This window comes from Anaeropeptidivorans aminofermentans (assembly GCF_940670685.1).
Taxonomy (GTDB): Bacteria; Bacillota; Clostridia; order Lachnospirales; family UBA5962; genus Anaeropeptidivorans; species Anaeropeptidivorans aminofermentans.
Map to the genome: position 1 here is coordinate 2,692,492 of NZ_OW711693.1, position 21,508 is coordinate 2,713,999.

Here is a 21,508-nt window from a genome sequence, read left to right on the forward strand (position 1 = left end):
AGGCCTCCTATCGCTTCATTCTGGGGTCAAGAGCGTCCCTGAGGCCGTCCCCCATAAGGGTCAAGGCAATAATCGTAATAACGATTGCAATGCCTGGGAATGCCGTAACATGCCATGAATCCCTTATGACGTTTCGCCCGCTGGCAAGCATTGCACCCCATTCGGGATTTGGCGCCTGAACCCCAAGGCCGATAAAGCTTAATCCGCTTATCTGCATAATGCCCCCTGCAACATTCATCACAAACTGGGAGATTAAGGGGCTTATGGCGTTTGGCAAAATGTGGCCTGCAATAATTCTAAAATCACTTGCCCCCTGCCCTTTTATGGCCTCAATAAACTCCTGGCCTGCAATTTGAAGAACTTGGGCCCTGATTAACCTTGCCGATGAAGGCACACTGCTGATAGCCATAGCCATAATAAGGTTAAAAAGGGTGGGCTTCATAATGCTTACTAAAGTTATCATTAAAAGGGTGGTGGGTATGGCCATAAATACATCAAGAAAACGCATGATTAAACTGTCGGAATACCCTCCGTAATAGCCTGCAAGAGAGCCTAAAACAGCCCCTATAATAAAGCTTATCATCATCGACGCAAAACCAATCCCTATGGAAATACGGCCGCCCCAGATGATTCTTGCGAAAATATCACGGCCGATTTCGTCGGTTCCCAGAAGCTTTCCTTCTGCCGGAAACTGAAGGGCCTGGGTAAGGTCCGGCTTTATCACCTGCTCTTCATAATTTATGTATAAAGGAGAGAGATAAACCCCAAGTAAAATAACAGCAAGCATTATCATGCCCACAACGGCGGATTTATTTCTTTTAAGCCTCAGCCAAACATCTACCCAAAGGCTTCTTCTTTCCCCGGGCCGGCGTACTTTTATATTGTTATGCATTTGCAACCGCCTCCTCCTGTGGTCTTTGGCGTCTCTTTATATAACGCGATTTGATTCTCGGGTCAACGAAAGCATAGGCAAGGTCCGTAAGAAGGTTTGCAAGAGCTATTACGATTGCCGTTATGATGACCCCCGAGAGGACTGTTGGTATATCCTTTTGCCTTAAGGCGTCAACCATCATTTTTCCCATACCATTGATGCCGAATAATGTTTCAATAATAACGGAGCCGCCCATACAGTTTCCGATGGACATTCCGATGGCGGTTATGGTGGGCAGAAGAGCGTTTTTAAGGGCATGCCGCCTGATGACGATGCTTGGCTTAAGGCCCTTCGCCCTTGCGGTTCTGATATAATCCTGTCTTATGACATCAAGCATAGAAGCTCTTGTAAGCCTTGAATTTACCGCCCAGCCGGAAACGGAAAGGCAAAGTACCGGCATCACAATAGCCGCCGGCGAATCAAATCCGCTTGAAGGCAGTATTCTGAGCTTTACAGAAAAAAGTATTATCAGCAAAAGACCCAGCCAAAAGCCAGGCATTGCCGCCATGATAAGGCTCGCTATTCGCATAATATTGTCAAAAAGAGAGTTCTGCTTTACGGCAAGGGCAATACCCAAAGGTATGGATATGGCAAAAATAGCAATAAGAGAACCAAAGGATAAAACAAGAGTTGCCGGAAGCCTTGTTTTTATCATATCCGATACCTTCTGCTTCGTCGTATAAGATGTGCCCAAATCTCCTGTTACCGCTTTCTTTGCGTAATTAAAATACTGGGTAGGAAGGGGATCATTAAGCCCCAGCTCCTCCCGCATTTGATGAACCTCTGCTTCTTTGGCGTTTATGCCTAAAATCATTTTTGCCGGATCTCCGGGGCTTAATGAAAGCATAAGAAATACAATGATTGAGACCCCCAAAACAACCGGTATCATCTGTATAAGCCTTTTGATTACGTATCTTATCATGGTCTGTCCCCCTTTAGCTTAAGGAATCTGTAATCCCCATACCCTTACAAATATAGAAAAGGCGGATAAAATGTTTATACTGCAGTAAATTTCTTATAAAGAAGGAACAAATACCTATTTACAATAACCTCAAGAACACGGATTTCCTTCGGAAGCAGTATATTTTGAGGCAATGTAAACATACGGTTTTGTTCCTTCTTTTATTTTAAATTTACTATAATTTAAAATCAGTATAAAAGCAGAACAAAATAATGCTCCTTCTTATTTTACTGATTTATCCGCCTTGACTATGCTGCTATTTCGCATGAATTTAAGTGTGGAAGAAATTCTCTGTTTTATAAACGAAGTCTTTAATTATAGTAAAATAGCCTTAAGAGCAGCAAAAACCTATTTTCCATAAAGGGTTTTTGTTACCTTAATTAAACTATTCTGCCGTAATCGAAGCATTGCGGAAGGAAATAAGCCCACTGGTTAATATTTCTACGTCCTTAAGCTCTTTTACATGAGCAAAATAGGATAAACGTGAGATGCTGGGAACAATTGGCACCTCCTGAGCCGCTATATCCTGAACTTCCTTGGCAGCTGCTATCATCTCCTCTTCGGAAGTAGTCGCCTTGGCTATATTATAAAGTTCATCTGTTCTTTCATTGCTGTAAAAGCCGATATTATTCATTCCGAAGCTTCCGGTATAATAACATTCAAAGGCTGAAAGGGGATTTCCCGTAGTGTTTCCCCAGCCGCCTGATAAAAGCTGATAGTCTGCCCCTGCCATTTTTTCAAGGAATACGCCGAATTCAAGGTTCGTTATGGTCATTTCAACATTGATAGACCTTAATTGAGCCTGAAAGGCTTCCATAGCAGGGTCAGAACCGGAATAGATAACGGCTTCAAATTTCAAAGGATTGGAAGCGTTATATCCTTCCGCCTCAAGAAGTGCTTTTGCCTTATCCAGATTATATTCCAAAGTATGAGGAGAAGAATAGTATGTACTTAAGGTCTCGGGAAACATACTGTCTATGGCCTTTCTTCCGGGAGATAATGCGGCGATGCCTTCTTTATCATAAGCATGGGCAATGGCTCTTCTTACGTTTACATTGTCAAAAGGCTCTTTCGTCGTATTCATTGCAATAAAACCTGTGTAAGCCGTGGCCTTTTCCTCAAGGGTAAGCTTGCTGTTTTCTGTAGCTCTGTCTTTATCCTTTGCATCTATCAGCGCAAACTGAGCGTCTCCCGACTCAACGGCGATATATTTTGCAGCCGCTTCTGAAATGCCTTTAAAGGTAATGGTGCTTAACTGGGCTTTTTCAAAAGGATATTCAGTCCATGCTTCTAAAATGAGCTTATCCCCAGGCACAAATTCCTTCACTTTATAAGGGCCTGTTCCGATTGGGGCATTGGCGTAGGCATCGCCTGCTTCTTCGCAGTATTTTTTATTTACGATAATAACTTCTGCAAAGTCTCTCAATATGCCGCTGTTAGGCTCTGTAAGCTTTACGATGAGCTTATTGCCCTCCGATGCAACTCCTTCTATCCCCGCCATAAAGGAAGCCTTTTTTGCTATATTTCTAAGCCTTTCAATAGAGTAAACAACATCATCCATGGTCATATCTTCGCCGTTATGGAATTTATAGCCTGTATTTATTGTAAACTCTATTGTCATATTATCCGGCTGTCTCCACTCGGAAGCCACATCAGGAATAATGTTAAAATTGTCGTCGGCTTTTATAATTCTGTCGTAAACGTGATACATCATAGAAGATGTGTCGGTATAATTTGCTTCGATAGGGTCCATATTATTGCCTATGGAGCTTACAATTACCGTAATATCTTTATTTGCCGGGCTCTCTTTTGGGTTTCCTCCGTCTGTACTTCCGCCGCCTCCGCAGGACGTAACAATCATAGACGATAATACAAGGAATAAAATCAGTGCTGATAATTTTTTCATAAATTAACCTCCAGTTCTTTTACTTATGGCAAAACAATTTAATCAGGAGAACAAAAATCTTATATTTTGAAAGGCTCAATACAGCGTTTTTAATACTTAAGCTCTTTATGAAAATAGATTTTTGTTCCTTAAAGTTGCCTAGCCTTATTTCCATACTGCCTTAAAAACTCTTAAAAAGTTTCCGCCGAGTATGTTTTTTATATCGCTGTCACTATAACCTCTTGAAACCAATCCTCTTGTGATATTAATTATGGATCTATAATCCTTCATACCCTTTACATATTCTATGGAAGGGCCGTCTCCCGGCTTAAAGCCCATGCCTGGGGCCACAAGCTCTTTAAACTTCAATGCCATCCACTTTGTCTGGGGCATGGGCCAGTCAGTACCTATGCCTACATGAGAAGGGCCTGTAAGCTTTGCAATATAGTCTATATGGTCCAGAAGATGCTCTATGGTGGTATTTTCAGGCTCTTCTGCGATGAACCATGGCATACAGAATACCCCTATTACGCCGCCGGTTTCTGCGATTGCTTTAATTTCTTCATCGGATTTTGCCCTGTTATGGAAATAAACCTTTTCCGCCGCCGAATGAGAAGCAATCACAGGCTTTTTAGAATATTTACAGGCATCTAAAGTAGTCTGCTTTCCACAGTGGCCCGTGTCTACCACAATACCAAGCTCATTCATCTTTTCTACGAACTTAATGCCGAAATTTGAAAGGCCGGCATTATTTTGTTCCATACAGCCTGCGCCTAAATAATTATGATTATTGTAAGTAAGCTGTATTACTCTAAGACCGAAGCGGAAGAATTTTTCAAGAAGGACTAAATCTTTTTCAAAGCCTAAAGTTTCCTGGCAGGTTACGATACCCGCTTTTAGATTATTTGCCTTGGCATATTCAATGTCTTCTGCTTTAAAAGCCTTAATGAGCCATGGTTTTTTATCAAATTCTTCCTGAATGGAAAGGGCCGATGCGTATAATTCTTCTTTGCTTGAAACCCCAAGCTGCCTATTTCCTGCTGTAAGGCCGCTTTCATAGAAGCAGTCCTTATATAAGTCTGAAAGCTTACCGTCTGTAAACAAATCATGGATATATTCTTCAGTAAAATTAAGCTGTGCAATAACATTTCCCGGATATTTTTCCTGGGCAAGGTTCAGGGTTTCTTCCTCAAAGCCTTCTTCAAAAGAATATGTTCCTATGGGGCCTTGAAAAAGCATGTCTATAATAATACTTTCGTCATGCAGTTGTCTTGCTCTTTTTTCCTGTTCGTCTGTCAGCTGAAACGGATAAAGCTCCTCTAACATCTACTCACCCCTTATATTTTTTTCTATAATGCCTGCGATATAGTCGGCGGAAGCCAAATCCTCTACGGCAAGCCCCAGCGCCTCAAATATGGTTGTATCCTCGTCATTTTTCCGGCCTTCTAAATTTCCTAATATAACGTCTCCCAGTTCCCCTAAAAGATGTTCTTTCGTAATTGCGCCTTCTGAAAGCGGAATAAGAAAATCCCCTGATTCAGCAAGAGTTGACTCAATTCTGTCTCCAAATACCCGAGATTTTTTAACAATCTCCGTATCAAGCTCCCGGCAATCTGGGGTACAGGCTCCTACGGCATTAATATGGGCGCCTTTTTTTACGTCTTTACCGAACAATATGGGATTTTTGGCAGAAGTAACGGTGCAAATAATATCTGCGTTTTCTACTGCCTTGGAGACCTCTGTACAGATATGAATAGGGATAGGAAATTTAGCACTCATTTCCTCTTTAAATTTTTTAAGGGAATCTTTGTTTATATCCCAAACGTATACTGCTTTTATATCCCGTACATAGCTTATGGCTTCAAGATGTTTCCTCGCTTGAAGACCCGAGCCTAAAATACATAATACCTCTGCGTTCTTTCTTGCAAGATAATCTGTTGCAAGGGCGCTTACGGCTGCAGTTCTTACCCCTGTTATGGCTTCTGCCTCAACGACGGCTTTAAGAGCGCCTGTATCGGCATCAAATAAAGTTATTAGCCCCTGGTGGGAAGGCATTCCCCTTTTAAAATTATCAGGAAAAACCGTTATAATCTTTGCCCCTGCTATTGTTCTTCCAGGAATAGACGCGGGCATAAGGCCCAATATCTTTCTTTCCTCTATTTCCATAGCCACCCTTAGCACCTGGGACGCTTCCCCTTTTGATAAAGCACATAGGGTATCTTTCATAAGCCCTATACAGCTTTTCAGATCAAAAAGTTCTGCAACCTGCTGTTCTGAAATAAAAAGCATCAGATATCACTTCTCCATTCAATAGTTTTATGGCAATATTAATTTTTTATTGTAAAGTAAAGTTTGATTTTCTGCGAAGCTTCACAACATGATATAATATGAACAAAATCAAACTTTGGTTGATTTTGTTCACGAATACATTTTGCGAAGACAACTGTATGAGCAAAATTATACTTATGATATAATGATTTAATAAAAAAGATAAGCTTTTAAAAAGTGACAATATGGTGCAAACGCTTAAGATAGATATAAACTTAACAACCTTTATCAAACTAATTATATCTTACATATACATGTCTGTATATTGACTTTAAATCGTCTTTAATATATTTTTATATTAAAGACCGCTTAATATTAAACGGGAGGTTTTATATGCTTTTTAAGCTGGCTGTTGTTGGACATAAGGAGTCTCTAAAAGAAATACAGAATATCATTTATTCAAAATTCAATAATGTAGAACCTGTAGTTGTGGAATTTAACGACGATGACGAATCTGAGTCTGCCTATAATAATCTTGTGAAAATCATGCCCCTTTGCGATGCTATTTTATATACCCGCTTTGAGCCTTATAAAATTATGGCAAGCATGCTTGAGCACACTGTTCCCGTAAGATAAGTTGACGTAGATTCTTCAAACCTTATTCACTGCCTTTTAAAAGCCGCTTATCACTATAAAGCTGATATCAGAAACATAAGTATAGACACTCTCGACAGAGAAGCCGTTATGTCTGCCTTTACCTCCATAGGCATAGATGAAAGTGAGGTTAAAGCTCATATCATCAATATAGATTCAGGAGATAAGCACTTTGTCCATAAAATAGATACAGAGCATAGATATAATTACAATAAAAATTTATGCGATTTTTGTATCACAAATATCCGAAGCATTTATGTAAAAATGATTCAGGAAAATATTAAATGCGTTTTGCTTGCCCCCAGCAAAGAAACTTATATTTACGAAATAAGGCGGCTTATGATCAGCCACGGCTTAAACAAATTAAATGATAACCACAATGTAATCATAAAACTTAAGCTTTATCCGAAAAGCGATTTTTATATCTATAATAAAACCCTTTTACAAGAGGTAATGGATTTAAATAAAGCAAGGGAATATGCCGCCATTTTTTCCGAAAATGTAAGAGGGGTAATAATTTCTGCAAGCGAAATGGAATTTTATATCCTATGCAAAAGCGCCCTTTTGGAAAGCGAAACGGAAAACTTTACAAAGCTTGATTTGCTTCAAAGCATAGCCGCTCATACGGCGCTGACGGTGAATATAGCCATAGGCTATGGAAATAATTTAAAGAAAGCAAAGGCCAATGCCGAAACAGGCCTGAAACATTCAAACCCAAATTCCAATCAAGCTTATGTCGTTTATGACGCAGAAAATATTGTAGGGCCTATAGAACCAAATGAAATCATAAGCATATATGAAGAGCTTATAGACGAAAGGCTTATACAAATAAGCGAATTATCGGGCCTTAGTATTAATACCATATATAAAATAGATACTTATGTGAAGCAGAAAAGAAACAGCCCCGTTACCTCAAAAGAGCTTTCCATACATCTTGGCATAAGCACGAGAACTGCCGACAGAATCGTATCAAGACTTGAAAAATGCGGGCTTATTATAGAAGCAGGCCGTCAGGTAATAAAGGAAAGAGGAAGGCCTACAAGAATACTTAAAATTATGTTTTGATTTCATATTTCGGAGGGATAAGAATGGAAAAAGTTAATCAGGAAATAGTACAGGATTTTCTTAAAGACAATAAAAGATTCTTCGAAAAAGGAATAACAAAGAATATCAGCTTTCGTCTAAAGCAGCTTAAAAAGCTGGAATCAGTCTTCCGAAGCTATGAAACGAAGTTTATGCACGCCCTTTATCAAGATTTAGGAAAAGGTAAATTTGAAGCCTATACAACAGAAATCGGATTTATTTACAAAAGCATAAGGCATATGATTAAAAACCTTCAACAGTGGTCAAAGCCTGAAAAAGTAAAAACGCCTGTTTATCTCATGCCCTCAAAAAGCTATATTATTAAAGAACCCTATGGAACGGTTCTCATTATAGGCCCCTTTAATTATCCTCTGCAGCTTATAATGGAGCCGCTTATTGGAGCCATTGCCGCAGGAAACTGCGCCGTAATCAAACCTTCGGAAAATACTCCTGCTGTTTCCTCGGTATTTGCTGAAATGATAGAAAAAACCTTTGACAAAAAATATATAAGTGTGCTCCAAGGAGGTATGGAAACCACTTCTGCCCTTATCAACTCCCCTTTTGATTATATCTTTTTTACAGGAAGCCCTAAGGTAGGTAAAATGGTTATGGCGGCGGCAGCTAAAAACCTGATTCCCGTAACATTAGAGCTTGGCGGAAAAAGCCCTGTAATCGTAGAAAAAACAGCCAATATCTCTCTTGCCGCAAAACGCATCGTGTGGGGCAAATTCATAAATACTGGGCAAACATGCGTAGCACCGGATTACATCCTTGCAGATTCCCGAATAAAGAATATTTTAATAAAAGAAATGAAAAATACCATAGTTCATTTCTTCGGTACCGATTCTCTTGATAATCCCGATTATGGAAGAATAATAAACGAAAGAGCCTTTCTAAGACTTGCATCAATTATAGATATGGAAAAAGAGCATATACTTTACGGCGGAAAATATGTAAAAGCAAATCTTCATATAGAGCCGACTTTGATAGAAGTAAATTCTCTGGAAGCTCCTGTTATGGCAGATGAAATTTTTGGCCCCTTGCTTCCTATAATGGAATATAAACATTTAGACGAGGCGATTTCCATAATAAACAGCCAGCCCAAGCCCCTGGCGGCATATTTGTTCACAGAAAACAAGGTTGCCGAGAAGCATGTTTTAAGGCATCTTTCCTTCGGAGGAGGTTGTATAAATGATACTATCACTCATATCGCAAATCCCAATCTTCCTTTCGGAGGCATTGGAAATTCAGGTATGGGCTTTTATCACGGAAAATACAGCTTTGAACTCTTCTCCCATAAAAAGTCTATACTGAAAAAAAGCACATTCATAGAAATGGGAATGACCTTCCCTCCCTATGGGAATAAAATCAATTTGATGCGTCAGATACTAAAATAACCTCGATTAGTAATTCAATCTAAATTATTTATGGTTACTCATTATACAACTTAATAATTATAAATTCAATATGTATTACGGAAAAATTAAAATCATACACCTTACTTTGTGATTTTTTATCTTTCCGTTTTCTTTTTAGTCCACTATTTGTTATTGATATATAGCCAACTTGCTTTTGCCTCCAGGAGACTTAATATAAAGTAAAAGTAAATTAATAATGCTATTGTTTTATATTAATTCAAGTATGAAATAAGCTTTATTTCTTATGGTGAAGAGATTCTATTTCTTCTTTAAATTCCCTTTTGAGTATACAAAATAACGAATAGGGGGGCTTAAAGTGTCAAAGATTTGTAAAATAGCAGAAATTTGAGTAATATTGAGAAAACTCTTGCTATATGGAGAATTTCTGGTATACTTTTCTCTCAGAGCATAAAATATGCTTATAAATCCCTGAATACAGGGAACAGAAAGGTTGCTGAGTAATGAAAAAAAGAGTTTTACTTATTCTTGCCATTGTGATGTCTTTAGGCATGACCCTTAGCGGTTGCGGCGGGAACCAAGCAAAAACCGAGAAGGTGGCACAGGAGGCCACAGCCAAAATATTTTCTGACGATAACAAGATACCCTACGGGGATCGACTGGAAATTGAAGGCGCTGCTTCTGTAGAACGTCAGGGAGACGTAAAGGATTCACCCTATTATGCACAGCCGGATTTCTACAATATGAAATCTAGTGAAACCTTGACGATTCTTGAAAATTTCAAAACCATCCAGCAGGCTACAGAATGGACCTGCGGACCCACATCTGCACTTATGGTTTTGGAATATTACGGTAAAAGAAGCGATATGAACGAAGCGGACCTCGTTAAATTAAGACAAAAAGACGAGCCGGGCGCCACAAACTTACAGCAGATGATAAATATATTTGAAGGCTTAGGCGGTTGGGATATTTATTCCACTTATGACATGGAAGACCCTGAAAATATGCCGGAGGATATGGTTCTTAACTTTTTAAAAGAAGGTAAGCCCATTCTCATAGGCTGGGATGACTGGGGTGGTCATTGGCTTGTTATAATAGGCTATGACACCATGGGAACAGAAACCACGGCAGATGATGTTCTTATTATGGCAGACCCTTACGATACCACCGACCACAATCAGGACGGATATTTAATACAGTCCTTTGAGCGTGTATACTACAACTGGGGAAACACTTTTGACCCTGATTTTTCAAGAAATGTATTTCTCGTGCCTACACCTTCAAAATAAGAAGATAAGCTAGAGGCATAGACCCTTTTTATACATAAAAAGGAGGTACTGCAAATAAATTTGCAGTACCTCCTTTTCGTTTAAAGATTTCAGCTTTAAACGAGATAGTCTAAGAAAAATTATCCCTTTCCTTTTCTAAAAAACTCAAAATACGCTGTTTTCCTCAAGTTACTTTAAAGCCTGCACACTTACTATGCTACATTTTAAAAGACGGTTTTTGCATTTATTTATCTGTTTTATTATAGGCGTTCTTTTTTATGGTAAATTAATACTTTTATTTATAACTTTTCTCATGCCGGAGCCGCAGTATTCATGAGGAATCCTTTTAAATCCAAATTTCTCATAAAATGCTTCCTTTCCCTTTTCTGCAATCAGCTGAATGCTTATCCGCCCTCCCAAAGGCGTTTGACTATAGGCATAGGTCAATAGTCTGCTTATAATCTCGCTTCCTATGCCTTTATTTTGATATTCAGGGGCTACGATTATATCTACGGCAATATAATACAGCCCGTCGCCTATAAGCCTTCCCATGGCTATTACCTTTTCATTATCAATAGCAATAACATCATAAAGGCTATTTTCAAGAGCACGGATTGTCTGTTCCTTAGGCATGTTTTTCCACTGGACAGATTGTCTCAGATTAACATAATCTTCATATTGCAATGAATTTTCTTTATAAATCATTTTACTTTACCCCTATTTAACCGCTAACTGTATTTAATCGTAAATTAAGAGAAAAGACCCAGATATAGCAGAAATAAGAAGCTCTAAAAGCAATGCCTTAAGCCCTTCTATACAGAATAAACACTTTTATGCGCTTGTCCTGCATAGAAGTATACATGAAAATATCCTTTTTTACAATAAAAGTCCTGTAATATGGGGTCTCATAATTTAATTTTGTTGTACTAACTCTTACTTGATTTATTTTCATATAATTAAAGAGGCAGGTTTTAAATTGTTTACGGCTTTATCAGCATGACTTAAAGCTGTAAATTGCACTATATAAAATTCCTATTTATATAAATAAGGAGGAGGTAATAAATGTTAGTATTTATTGATCCCGGCCATGGTGGGTCCGACCCGGGGGCCGTTTCAAACGGGCTTATGGAAAAAGACATAAATCTTCAGGTTGCCCTTAGGCTAAGAGATATACTGGAAAACAACGGAATCGCCACTGTCATGTCCAGAGATGACGACACTTATGTGGGAATCAACCAAAGGGTGCGGATGGCAAATCAGTCCGGCGCAGATTATTTCATCTCCATACATGCAAACGCCGGCGGCGGCGAAGGTACAGAAACTCTTTACTATACGAGAGAAAGCGTTCCCTTTGCAGAAATTATTCAAAATAATTTCGTAAACCAAATGGGCACAATCGATAGGGGAATCATATTCAGAGATAATCTGGGCGTTATAAAAAGAACGTATATGCCCTCAGTTTTACTGGAGCTTGGATTTATAGACTCTCCTGTAGATGCCGATATGCTTCAAAACCGGCAGGAAGATATGGCCTGGGCAATCGCCAATGGCTTTTTTGAGCTTCTTGGCATGAGTCCCATGTCAAGAGCAAAAAACTCTAGAAGGCCACGGGAAACATCAAGAGACCGCGTCCATAAAGAAAGCCCCCCCTCTAAGGCTTCCAGTAAAAATTCTGTACTTCCTTTTCTGCTCTTTATGACGATTTGCGGCAAGAAATAATATACTATAAAATTAAGAAAGCAATTCAAACCTCCATAGTCAGTTAATGGATAATATCCATAATCTGCCTATGGATTTTTTTGCTTTTTAACACTATATTTAAACCATTTATGAAAAATCGGTTTTTGTTCCTATCTTGTAACTGTTTTACTTTAATGCCTATTTTTTTGTACCATAAATGTAGGTTTTATTTATATTACATTCATTGAGAAAAAACATTTATACCTACTTTGTAAATATTGCTTTATTCATTTATAATATTTGATTAATTTTTATCTTTAATAATATATTGACTATAATTCCAAAATAAAGTATTATTGATTGAACATAATGTTCATGCATTTAAAGGAAAGGATGATACATAAATGAAAAAAATACTTGCAGCCTGCACGGCGGCTTTCATGGCCGCCGGAATATTATCCAGCTGTTCTTCACAAGCTTCTCAGATAAATTCTAAAAGTCAGGCTGAGGCTCCCAGTTCTTCAATTGCTGTAAAAGAAACAGAACAAGAATCTCCAAACCCTGAAAAACCTTCAGATAATTCAAATGATAAAACATATAAAATAGGAATTGTTCAATTAGTTGAGCATGATGCTTTAGATGCTTCCTATAGAGGCTTTGTAGACGGCCTTGCAGAAGCCGGATATTATGAAGGTAAAAACATTGTAATAGACTATCAGAATGCTCAAGGCGAACAAGCCAATTGTAACACCATAGCCACAAAGCTTGTAAATGATAAAAGTGATCTTATTCTTGCCATAGCAACCCCCGCAGCTCAAGCCGTTGCAAATGCCACAAAGGATATACCCATTCTTGTTACGGCAGTTACAGACCCTGCGATTTCAAAGCTTGTCGCAAGTAACGAAGCCCCGGGAGGAAATGTAACAGGAACCTCTGACCGCACCCCAAATGCCGAACAGATACAGCTTTTAACAGAGCTTATTCCCACTGCGGAAACCATCGGCCTTCTTTACTGCTCCAGCGAAGGCAATTCAAAAATACAAATTGATATTGCAAGAGAAGAAGCTGAAAAATTAGGCCTTAAAACAATAGAATACACAATTTCTGACCTTAATGAGTTACAGCAGGTTATGGAATCCATGGTAGGAAAGGTGGATGCCATATATACGCCTACCGATAATAAAATTGCATCAGGTATGGCAACTGTTTCCATGATTGCAACTGAAAACAAAATACCCGTTATCGCCGGCGAAGGCGGAATGGTTGAAAACGGCGCTCTTGCTTCTTACGGCCTTGATTATTACGAGCTGGGTAAGCTTACGGCAAATCAGGCAGTAAAAATACTAAAAGACGGCGCTTCACCTGCGGATATGCCTATAGAATATCTTGGAGATTTCGATTTCTACAGCAATGATGATATTGCAAATCAGCTTGGCATCACGATTCCCGAAGACCTTAAAAAATAATACTACATACTTAAATAACTATGAAATGGAATGTCAAACCTGCGGCGGTATAAAAGCGAATTGACTATAATATTAATAAAATAAGGCTGGAAATTCTTCTTCCAGCCTTATTTTATAATTGTGATAAAAGATTACAAACTTAGAGAATAAGGCCGTTTCATTCCAAGATTCCTTGTGAACTTAGAAAGTGACGGCTTATAGTAAAATAATTTGATTACAGTAAAACACTTACAGGGAAACTAGGCGAATGTTCCCTTATAGTCAACAAAGCTCTTTTCATCTTTGTTGACTATGAATGGCTTAATATAAGCGTTTCTAATATTCGGCCATTTATGAAAAACAGGTTTTTGTTACTGCCTTAAAGCTATTTTACTATAAATCGCTGCTGCAATCCAAATTTCATTAGCTTAAATAAAGGGAGAGATTTCATGAGTTTACTGCTTGCCATATTTGTAGCCATATTAAGCGCAATACCTCAGGGCGTCCTATGGGGTATCATGACCATAGGCGTTTATCTTACATATAAAGTTCTTGACTATGCCGACCTTACGGTAGACGGCAGCTTTGCCTTGGGAGGCGCTGTAAGCGCAATCCTAATAGTAAAGGGAATGGACCCTTTGCTTTCTTTGCTTTTTTCTGCTGTTGCAGGTATGATGGCAGGCGTCGTAACAGGCTTTCTCCATACAAAATTAAAAATTCCAGCCATTCTTTCAGGAATACTTTCCATGATAGCCCTTTATTCTGTAAATGTTCGGGTCATGGGAAAGGCCAATACCCCCCTTTTAGGGGAAGATACCATATTTGCAATCATGGCTTCTTTTATGCCCCTTTCAAAGAATATGATTACTTTTATCATAGGCTGCATTTTTGCAGTAATTATTATAATAATCATGTATTGGTTTTTCGGCACAGAAATAGGCTCTGCCATCCGGGCCACAGGAAATAACGAAAACATGGTACGGGCCCTTGGCGGAAATACTGACGCCATGAAAATAATAGGCCTTTTTTTAAGTAACGGCCTTGTCGCCCTTTCAGGCGGCCTTGTCGCCCAGAGCCAAGGCTATGCCGACGTAGGCATGGGAACAGGTACCATCGTCATAGGCCTTGCTTCTGTTATTATAGGAGAGGTTATTTTCGGAATTAACCGCTCCTTTGGATTTAAGCTTGTATCCGTTGTTTTTGGTTCTGTTATATACAGGGTAATTATTGCATTTGTCCTTCAAATAGGTTTAACGACAACAGATTTAAAGCTTCTTACAGCGGTGGTTGTTGCAGGAGCCTTATCCATACCTGTCATTAAGCAAAAATTTGCTTTTAAATTTCAAAAACAAGGGGGTGTTAAATAATGGTAAAGCTTACAAATGTTTGCAAAACCTTTAATTCCGGAACCGTAAACGAGAAAAATGCCCTAAATAACCTTAATTTACATATAAACCCCGGAGACTTCATAACAGTCATCGGCGGAAACGGCGCAGGAAAATCCACAATGCTTAATGTAATCGCAGGTGTCCATATTAACGAAGCCGGCCGTATCACTCTTGATAATGAGGATATTACCTATCAGCCTGAATACCTAAGGGCAAGACTTATCGGCAGAGTATTTCAGGACCCTATGCTTGGAACAGCCGCAAACATGGGCATAGAGGAAAACCTTGCCATGGCTTACCGCAGAGGAAAGAGACGAGGCTTAGGCTGGGGCATATTAAAATCCGAAAGAGTATTATATGCGGATTATTTAAAGAGCCTTGACTTAGGCCTTGAAACCCGTATGAAATCAAAGGTCGGCCTTCTTTCCGGCGGTCAAAGGCAAGCCCTTACCTTGCTTATGGCCACTTTGCAAAAGCCTAAACTGCTCCTTCTTGACGAGCATACCGCAGCCCTTGACCCAAAGACTGCACGAAAGGTTTTAGAGCTTACACAGCATATTGTTGAAAAAGATAATCTTACGACTTTGATGATTACCCATAATATGAAAGATGCCATACGCATAGGGAACCGTCTGATTATGATGTACGAAGGAAAAATAATATACGATGTTTCCGGAGAAGAGAAGAAAAACCTAAGCACCGCCGATCTTCTGGCAAAATTCGAAACTGTAAGCGGAGAAGAATTTGCAAACGACAGAATGATTCTTGGGTCATAGAAATACAATTTATTAAATAAGCCCCTTCTGGATATCCAGAAGGGGCTTTGAAATCTCGTTAGATTACTTGGCTGAAAGGGCCGCCATTGTTATATAATTATAGGGCTGATTAAAATGGGGAAGGAAGAATATATCCAGAAGCTTAAGCTTATCTATGGTCACCTTTTCCTCTATGGCAAGGGAAAACATATGAATAAGCATAGAGATATTTTCATAAGATGCAGCCTGGGCCCCTACTATCCTTCTGGAGTCACTTTCATATATAATACGAAGTTTAACGCTTTCATTTTCCTTCATAAAGGCCGGCCTTTGAAGATCTTCATAATCTGTATGCGATACTTTTATTCCTGCTTTTTCACAAGCTGCAAGATTTAATCCTGTGGAAACCATATTATACCCAAAAATGGAAATTCCGTTGGAGCCTTGAACACCTATGGAGGAAAGGTCTGTTCCGCAGGCATTATGGGCAGCAACAATCCCGCTTCTTACGGCATTGGTAGCAAGGGCAATATAGGCTTCCGACTGAAGGGCGTTACTGTATATTGTGGCGCAGTCTCCCACAGCATAAACGTCTTTCATGCTCGTTTCCTGCTTCAAATTCACTTTAAAGGCATTGCCTGTTCCAAGCTCTATTTCGTTATTACCCAGTAAATTATTGGGTTTAAAGCCTATTGCCATAATTACTAAATCTACATTATATTCCCCTTTATCTGTTACGATGGAGCTTACTCTGCCTTCGCCCAGAATCTTTGAAACCTTTTCACCGTAATAAAGCTCTACGCCGTTTTTCTCTAATACACCGTCCATATCATGGCTAAAATCACTGTCATAATAGCTTGAAAGGCACGTTCCGCAGGCTTCAAAAAGCATGGAATGCTTTCCTCTTCTTTTAATAGCCTCCGCGATTTCAACCCCTATATACCCTGCCCCGATTACGGCAACCTTTTTTATGGATTCATCGTCAAGCTTTTCATTTATTTTGCTTCCGTCTTGAAAAAGCTTTACAAAGCATACATTCTCAAGGTCCATGCCCTCTATTTTAGGGTTTATGGGAAGAGAGCCTGTGGCAAGGATAAGTTTATCATAGCTTTCTTCTACTGCCGCACCGTCTTTGCTATGACCGTAAACCTTTTTATTCTTATAGTCAATTTTATCTATTTCCGTTTCCATATGCACTTTTGCATTTTTATTTTCAAGGGCTTCTTTTGAACTGTAAAATAAGCCCTTATACCCGTCTATCTGGCGGCCTATCCAAAGGGCCGTTCCGCAGCCTAAATAAGATATATTGGAATTCCTATCAAATATCACGACTTCATTATCCTTATAATTATCCAATATGGTGTTTGCGGCTGCCGTTCCCGCATGGTTCGCCCCTATTAAAACGATCTTACTCATAAGTTTTCCCCCAGTTATAAATTATTTTATTCTTAATTATATTGTATATGATTTCACAATATAATTCAATAATAATTATCAATAAATAACTAATATCGTATATTTCAGCTGATTTCCAATGAAAAATCCTGATTATTTATTGATTTTTCTTTACTGACCCATAAAGCTTTAATTTTTTCTGGTTAATTAATTGTCTAGCATTTCATTTTATAGTATAATGCCTTGTATAGAGTATAATATACTTTATGTAAAGAATCTAGGATTGCATTAAAAAATAAACATAGTTTTTTCGGCAGAATTTTAGGGCATATTAAAGGAGGTTTATTATGAAACTAAAAGGTAAAGTCGCAATTGTTACAGGCTCCACCTCTGGCATGGGCCGTGCTACGGCGCTTCTTTTTGCAAGAGAAGGCGCAAAGGTCGTTGTAACCGGAAGAAATGAAGAAAGAGCAAAAGAAGTTGTAGACGAAATAAAAGCAGAGGGCCATGAAGCAACATATGTGATTGTTGATATGGTTGATTTAGACAGCGTAAAGAAAATTGTCGATGTGGCAGTTGATACTTATGGAACAGTTGACATTCTTTTTAATAATGCCGGATTATTAAGCGTTACGCCCCTTACCCAATTAACCATGAAGGAATGGCACGATGTAATGAATGTGAATCTTACGGCGCCTTTATATCTTACCCAGCTTGTAGCCCCTATTATGAAAGAAAAAGGCCATGGTATTATCATAAACACAAGCTCTGTAGCCGGAGCCCATGCCCACCATGGCATGGCTGCATATGTTACGTCTAAACACGCCCTTTCAGGTCTTACGAAATCAATGGCATGGGAATTAGGCCCCGAAATCCGTGTAAATGCCATCCTCCCCGGCGCAATAATGACGGCAATGGTCGATAGCGTAGGCGGAGAAGCTGCCGTTAAGCATCTTGTAGACGGCGCCCCCCTTAAAAAAGCAGGGCAGCCTGAGGAAATTGCGTCCGTTGCCTTATTCCTTTCAACAGAGGAATCCTCTTTCATCACCGGTCAGCTCCTAAGAGTAGACGGGGGAATCGATATTTAATTTAATTAAGCCTAAAAGGACCGCCTGTTCACAGGCGGTCCTTTTCTCTATTGAGCAATATAATTTTTAAGGCTTTCAAAATAAAGATTTTTAATGTCTTCAATGCTTACCTCTGCAGGGTGGTTTCTAAGTTTTGCTTTGTTTTCAAAAAATTCTTCCGCATAGCCTTCAATTTCTGCTTTGGTAATTTTTATGTCGATATCCATCAGAGAATTAAAATAACCTGCCATTTCTTCAATGTTTTCAAAGCCAAGGATTTCAAGAAGGTCCGATACTTTTTTAGCCATCGTCCTTTGGCAAAGCTTCATATAACCTTCTATAAACACATTGTTCGCGAAACCGTGGGGTACATTTTTATGGTAAGTAAGACTATAGCCCATTCCGTGAGGAAGGCTTGTTCCTGTCTGGCTTATTAAGATACCTGCTATGGAAGAGGTGATTAAAAGCTTTTCTCTTGTTTCAAGGCTTATAGTGCCTTCTTTAAGCTCTTCCATACAGTCTTTAAAACCTCTAAAGCCCCCTTCTGCTATTTTATCGCTTAGGAAATTAGCCTTTGATGAAAAATACCCTTCCATAAGATGGGTGAAAGCGTCTACTCCTGTACTTAAAGTAACCTGTAAAGGCATATTTTCCATATATTTCGGATTTAAAAAGGATATTACGGGGAAAATCTGCTGGCTTATGCCCATTTTTGTATTTTTAGCATGGACCGTAACAATTGAATAAGGAGTTACCTCAGAGCCTGTCCCTGCCGTAGTAGCAACCGCAATAACAGGGTAATAAGGATAGCTCTTTCCGTCTATAAGGGCTTCGCCTTTTAATTCGGGATTTTTAACGAGAACACTTATGGCTTTTGAAGCATCCATAGGAGAGCCGCCGCCGATACCGATTAAAAAATCAATATTTTCATGTCTTCCAAGCTCTGCTGCCGCAAAAACATTTTCTATAGAAGGATTCTCTTCTATAGCATCAAATATTACGTAAGGGATACCTTCTTTTTTGAGGGCATTTTCCATGTCCAAAAGGGCGCCGTTCTTCTTAGATGATTTTCCAGTAACGATTAAAGCCTTTTTGCCGATTGCTTTAAGTCTTCCGCTGTTTTCGGAAATCTCCCCCACAAGCATCTCCGTAGGCATAAAAAATCTATACATAAATATCCTCCCTTTATAGTTGTTTTAACTTTCTTATATATAATCATAACAAAAATTGGGTATTTAGGCAATGTGAATGAAATCATAATCCATTGTTGAAAATAAAATTATATACCTTATCTTTTTCTTCTTTTGAAGTATAGGCTTTATTCAGATGAAAAAGCACTTCCCCTTCCTGCCACACGCCGCCGATATCCTTCGCCATATAATCCGCACATAATTCAAGGTAATGGAATTTTGTATCTAAGTCAGAAGCTTTAAAGTAATTTTCAAGCATATTATAAAGGTCGCTTTCATTCTCTTTAATATATTTCAGCAAATCCTTGATTTTTCCCGGCTTCCTATTTTTTATTTTTTCATAGGACTGTAAAAAATATCTCATGGCATCTGCCATAGAATAATTTGAATACAGCTCATCATCGTGAAGCCGGTATCTTAGTTTATCTATTACATGCTTGAATACAAATCGAAACCATAAAATATCTCTTTCTGCAATATCGAAAGAATTGCTCCAAGCCGTTTTAATCCGCTTTAAAAGTCCTTCCGTTATGCCTTCTCTGTCAAATAGTATTTTACAATTCAGATGAATTGTATCAAAAGGGCTCAATGGATTTTCATACAAAAAATCCGCTACAGATTTTATTATGTAATCTATGGGGATTCCTGCGATATGAAAATGCAATCCGCCTATATCTTCTGAAATCATATTTTTTGTTATGACTGTTAAGTCATAATCTCCGCCTTTGGATAAGTCATTCCATTGCCTTCCCCCATATTCCACTATTCCCACAATATTCTCATTGAATTTGAGGCTTTCAATAAAATCAGATATAGTAGCAAATTCCATTTTGCCCCTCCTTTATGTCAATAAATATTAACATCGAGTATAGCAAACTGTTCTTCGTAAGTCTACAAGCGCAAAAAAAGAGCCGGAAATATCCGGCCCTTGTTTATGAATAATTAATTAGCGTCTACCTTTGCCATGTGTGTAATCAGGTCTATTACCTTATTTGAATAGCCCCACTCGTTATCATACCATGCAACTAATTTAACAAAGTTATCATTAAGGGCAATACCTGCGTTTGCGTCGAATACGCTTGTGCAGGCTTCCCCTATAAAATCTGAAGAAACAACTGCGTCTTCTGTGTAGTCCATAATACCTTTTAAGTCGCCTTCTGCTGCTTTCTTAACGCAAGCTTTGATTTCGTCATAAGTTGCGCTTTTTTCAAGGCGGCATGTTAAGTCAACAACGGAAACGTCAACTGTAGGAACTCTGAAAGCCATTCCTGTAAGCTTTCCGTTAAGCTCAGGGATAACTTTACCTACGGCTTTAGCTGCACCTGTTGAGGAGGGAATGATGTTGGCAGAAGCTGCCCTTCCGCCTCTCCAGTCTTTATTTGAAGGGCCGTCAACTGTTTTCTGTGTAGCTGTAGTTGCGTGAACTGTAGTCATAAGGCCTTCTACGATACCGAAATTGTCGTTAATAACCTTTGCTAAAGGAGCAAGGCAGTTTGTAGTACAAGAAGCATTTGATACAACCTTTAAATCTGAAGTATATTTATCATGGTTTACGCCCATAACAAACATTGGTGCATCTGCGGAAGGCGCTGAAATAACAACCTTCTTTGCGCCGCCTTTAAAGTGAGCGCTTGCTTTTTCTGTTGTTGTGAATACGCCTGTGCTTTCAACTACATAGTCTGCACCTGCGCTGCCCCAGGGGATTTCTTCTGGCTTCATAGAAGCAAATACGGATATTTCGTTTCCGTTAACTACAAGCTTATCGCCCTTTATGGAAACTTCGCCTTTAAAACGGCCATGAACTGAATCATATTTAAGCATATAAACCATGTATTCAAGATCAATGAACGGATCGTTTATAGCTACAACCTGAAGGTCCTTTCTGTCCAGAGATGCTCTGAAAACCAAGCGGCCTATACGTCCAAAACCATTAATTCCAACTTTAATCATAAATATTCCTCCTAAATACCGGCGGCTTAATTTTATGTCGCCTTTATAATGTAAAAATACTAAGCCAAGATTGATAATTAAAACACAAACTTTTACCTATTAAAAGTATATCATAGAACTACTTCAATTGAAAGCACACTTTTTAGTAATCTCCCTTGACAAGGGATATGATAGATAATACAAGCGCTCCAGTGCTGACAAGAAGCGCAACT

Annotated in this window: 19 protein-coding genes; 9 read left to right on the forward strand and 10 right to left on the reverse strand. The window is 38.8% G+C overall.

What is annotated here, in order from left to right:
• Positions 1-7: 7 nt before the first annotated feature.
• The 5 genes from NBX03_RS11355 to NBX03_RS11375 all read right to left on the reverse strand — a co-directional run bounded on the left by NBX03_RS11355 (position 8) and on the right by NBX03_RS11375 (position 6,066).
• On the reverse strand, positions 8-892 hold the full coding sequence (locus tag NBX03_RS11355; RefSeq protein WP_250227892.1) for an ABC transporter permease: 885 nt from the start codon (positions 890-892) through the stop codon (positions 8-10).
• A complete protein-coding gene (locus NBX03_RS11360; RefSeq protein WP_250227893.1) occupies positions 885-1,853 on the reverse strand; it encodes an ABC transporter permease in 969 nt (322 codons plus the stop codon). Before NBX03_RS11360 ends, NBX03_RS11355 begins: the two co-directional genes overlap by 8 nt.
• 424 nt (positions 1,854-2,277) lie before the next feature.
• Positions 2,278-3,798, reverse strand: coding sequence for an ABC transporter substrate-binding protein (locus tag NBX03_RS11365; RefSeq protein WP_250227894.1), 1,521 nt, complete (start codon positions 3,796-3,798; stop codon positions 2,278-2,280).
• 144 nt (positions 3,799-3,942) lie between these two features.
• On the reverse strand, positions 3,943-5,103 hold the full coding sequence (locus NBX03_RS11370; protein WP_250227895.1) for a dipeptidase: 1,161 nt from the start codon (positions 5,101-5,103) through the stop codon (positions 3,943-3,945).
• Complete coding sequence (locus NBX03_RS11375) at positions 5,104-6,066, reverse strand: ornithine cyclodeaminase family protein (protein ID WP_250227896.1); 963 nt, start codon at positions 6,064-6,066, stop codon at positions 5,104-5,106.
• A 372-nt stretch (positions 6,067-6,438) separates the two neighbouring features.
• On the opposite strand from NBX03_RS11375, the gene NBX03_RS11380 reads away from it, so the two are divergent.
• The 4 genes from NBX03_RS11380 to NBX03_RS11395 all read left to right on the forward strand — a co-directional run bounded on the left by NBX03_RS11380 (position 6,439) and on the right by NBX03_RS11395 (position 10,447).
• Complete coding sequence (locus NBX03_RS11380; protein ID WP_250227897.1) at positions 6,439-6,681, forward strand: hypothetical protein; 243 nt, start codon at positions 6,439-6,441, stop codon at positions 6,679-6,681.
• 108 nt (positions 6,682-6,789) lie between these two features.
• Positions 6,790-7,764: an HTH domain-containing protein gene (locus NBX03_RS11385; RefSeq protein ID WP_250227898.1), complete on the forward strand. Its 975-nt coding sequence runs from the start codon at positions 6,790-6,792 to the stop codon at positions 7,762-7,764.
• 23 nt (positions 7,765-7,787) lie between these two features.
• On the forward strand, positions 7,788-9,179 hold the full coding sequence (locus NBX03_RS11390; RefSeq protein WP_330638384.1) for an aldehyde dehydrogenase: 1,392 nt from the start codon (positions 7,788-7,790) through the stop codon (positions 9,177-9,179).
• A 482-nt stretch (positions 9,180-9,661) separates the two neighbouring features.
• Entirely contained in the window at positions 9,662-10,447 is a 786-nt protein-coding gene (locus NBX03_RS11395) for a C39 family peptidase (RefSeq protein WP_250227899.1), read from the forward strand.
• A 255-nt stretch (positions 10,448-10,702) separates the two neighbouring features.
• Here NBX03_RS11395 and NBX03_RS11400 read toward each other — a convergent pair whose 3' ends face one another.
• Positions 10,703-11,131: a GNAT family N-acetyltransferase gene (locus tag NBX03_RS11400; RefSeq protein ID WP_250227900.1), complete on the reverse strand. Its 429-nt coding sequence runs from the start codon at positions 11,129-11,131 to the stop codon at positions 10,703-10,705.
• Between the two features lie 357 nt (positions 11,132-11,488).
• Here NBX03_RS11400 and NBX03_RS11405 point away from each other — a divergent pair, with 357 nt between their 5' ends.
• The 4 genes from NBX03_RS11405 (at position 11,489) to NBX03_RS11420 (ending at position 15,715) form a co-directional block, all read left to right on the forward strand.
• The gene (locus NBX03_RS11405; RefSeq protein WP_250227901.1) at positions 11,489-12,145 is read left to right on the forward strand and encodes an N-acetylmuramoyl-L-alanine amidase family protein; all 657 of its coding nucleotides are present in this window, start codon (positions 11,489-11,491) and stop codon (positions 12,143-12,145) included.
• A 365-nt stretch (positions 12,146-12,510) separates the two neighbouring features.
• Entirely contained in the window at positions 12,511-13,572 is a 1,062-nt protein-coding gene (locus NBX03_RS11410; protein ID WP_250227902.1) for an ABC transporter substrate-binding protein, read from the forward strand.
• Positions 13,573-14,000: 428 nt separating this feature from the next.
• The gene (locus tag NBX03_RS11415) at positions 14,001-14,918 is read left to right on the forward strand and encodes an ABC transporter permease (RefSeq protein WP_250227903.1); all 918 of its coding nucleotides are present in this window, start codon (positions 14,001-14,003) and stop codon (positions 14,916-14,918) included.
• On the forward strand, positions 14,918-15,715 hold the full coding sequence (locus NBX03_RS11420) for an ABC transporter ATP-binding protein (RefSeq protein WP_250227904.1): 798 nt from the start codon (positions 14,918-14,920) through the stop codon (positions 15,713-15,715). The genes NBX03_RS11415 and NBX03_RS11420 overlap by 1 nt, the downstream gene beginning before the upstream one ends.
• Positions 15,716-15,778: 63 nt before the next feature.
• On the opposite strand, the gene nox is transcribed toward NBX03_RS11420, so the two are convergent.
• Positions 15,779-17,110, reverse strand: coding sequence for a H2O-forming NADH oxidase (gene nox, locus NBX03_RS11425; RefSeq protein ID WP_250227905.1), 1,332 nt, complete (start codon positions 17,108-17,110; stop codon positions 15,779-15,781).
• A 326-nt stretch (positions 17,111-17,436) separates the two neighbouring features.
• Here nox and NBX03_RS11430 point away from each other — a divergent pair, with 326 nt between their 5' ends.
• Positions 17,437-18,177, forward strand: a complete 741-nt coding sequence (locus NBX03_RS11430; protein ID WP_250227906.1) for an SDR family NAD(P)-dependent oxidoreductase — start codon at positions 17,437-17,439, stop codon at positions 18,175-18,177.
• Between the two features lie 47 nt (positions 18,178-18,224).
• On the opposite strand, the gene NBX03_RS11435 is transcribed toward NBX03_RS11430, so the two are convergent.
• From NBX03_RS11435 to gap, 3 genes are all read right to left on the reverse strand, one after another.
• Positions 18,225-19,328: an iron-containing alcohol dehydrogenase family protein gene (locus NBX03_RS11435; RefSeq protein WP_250227907.1), complete on the reverse strand. Its 1,104-nt coding sequence runs from the start codon at positions 19,326-19,328 to the stop codon at positions 18,225-18,227.
• Between the two features lie 82 nt (positions 19,329-19,410).
• Positions 19,411-20,175 carry a hypothetical protein gene (locus NBX03_RS11440; protein ID WP_250227908.1) on the reverse strand — a complete coding sequence of 255 codons (765 nt, stop codon included), beginning with the start codon at positions 20,173-20,175 and terminating at the stop codon, positions 19,411-19,413.
• Between the two features lie 113 nt (positions 20,176-20,288).
• Positions 20,289-21,296 (reverse strand): type I glyceraldehyde-3-phosphate dehydrogenase, encoded by a 1,008-nt coding sequence (gap, locus tag NBX03_RS11445; protein WP_250227909.1) that lies wholly within the window; start codon positions 21,294-21,296, stop codon positions 20,289-20,291.
• Between the last annotated feature and the right edge of the window lie 212 nt (positions 21,297-21,508).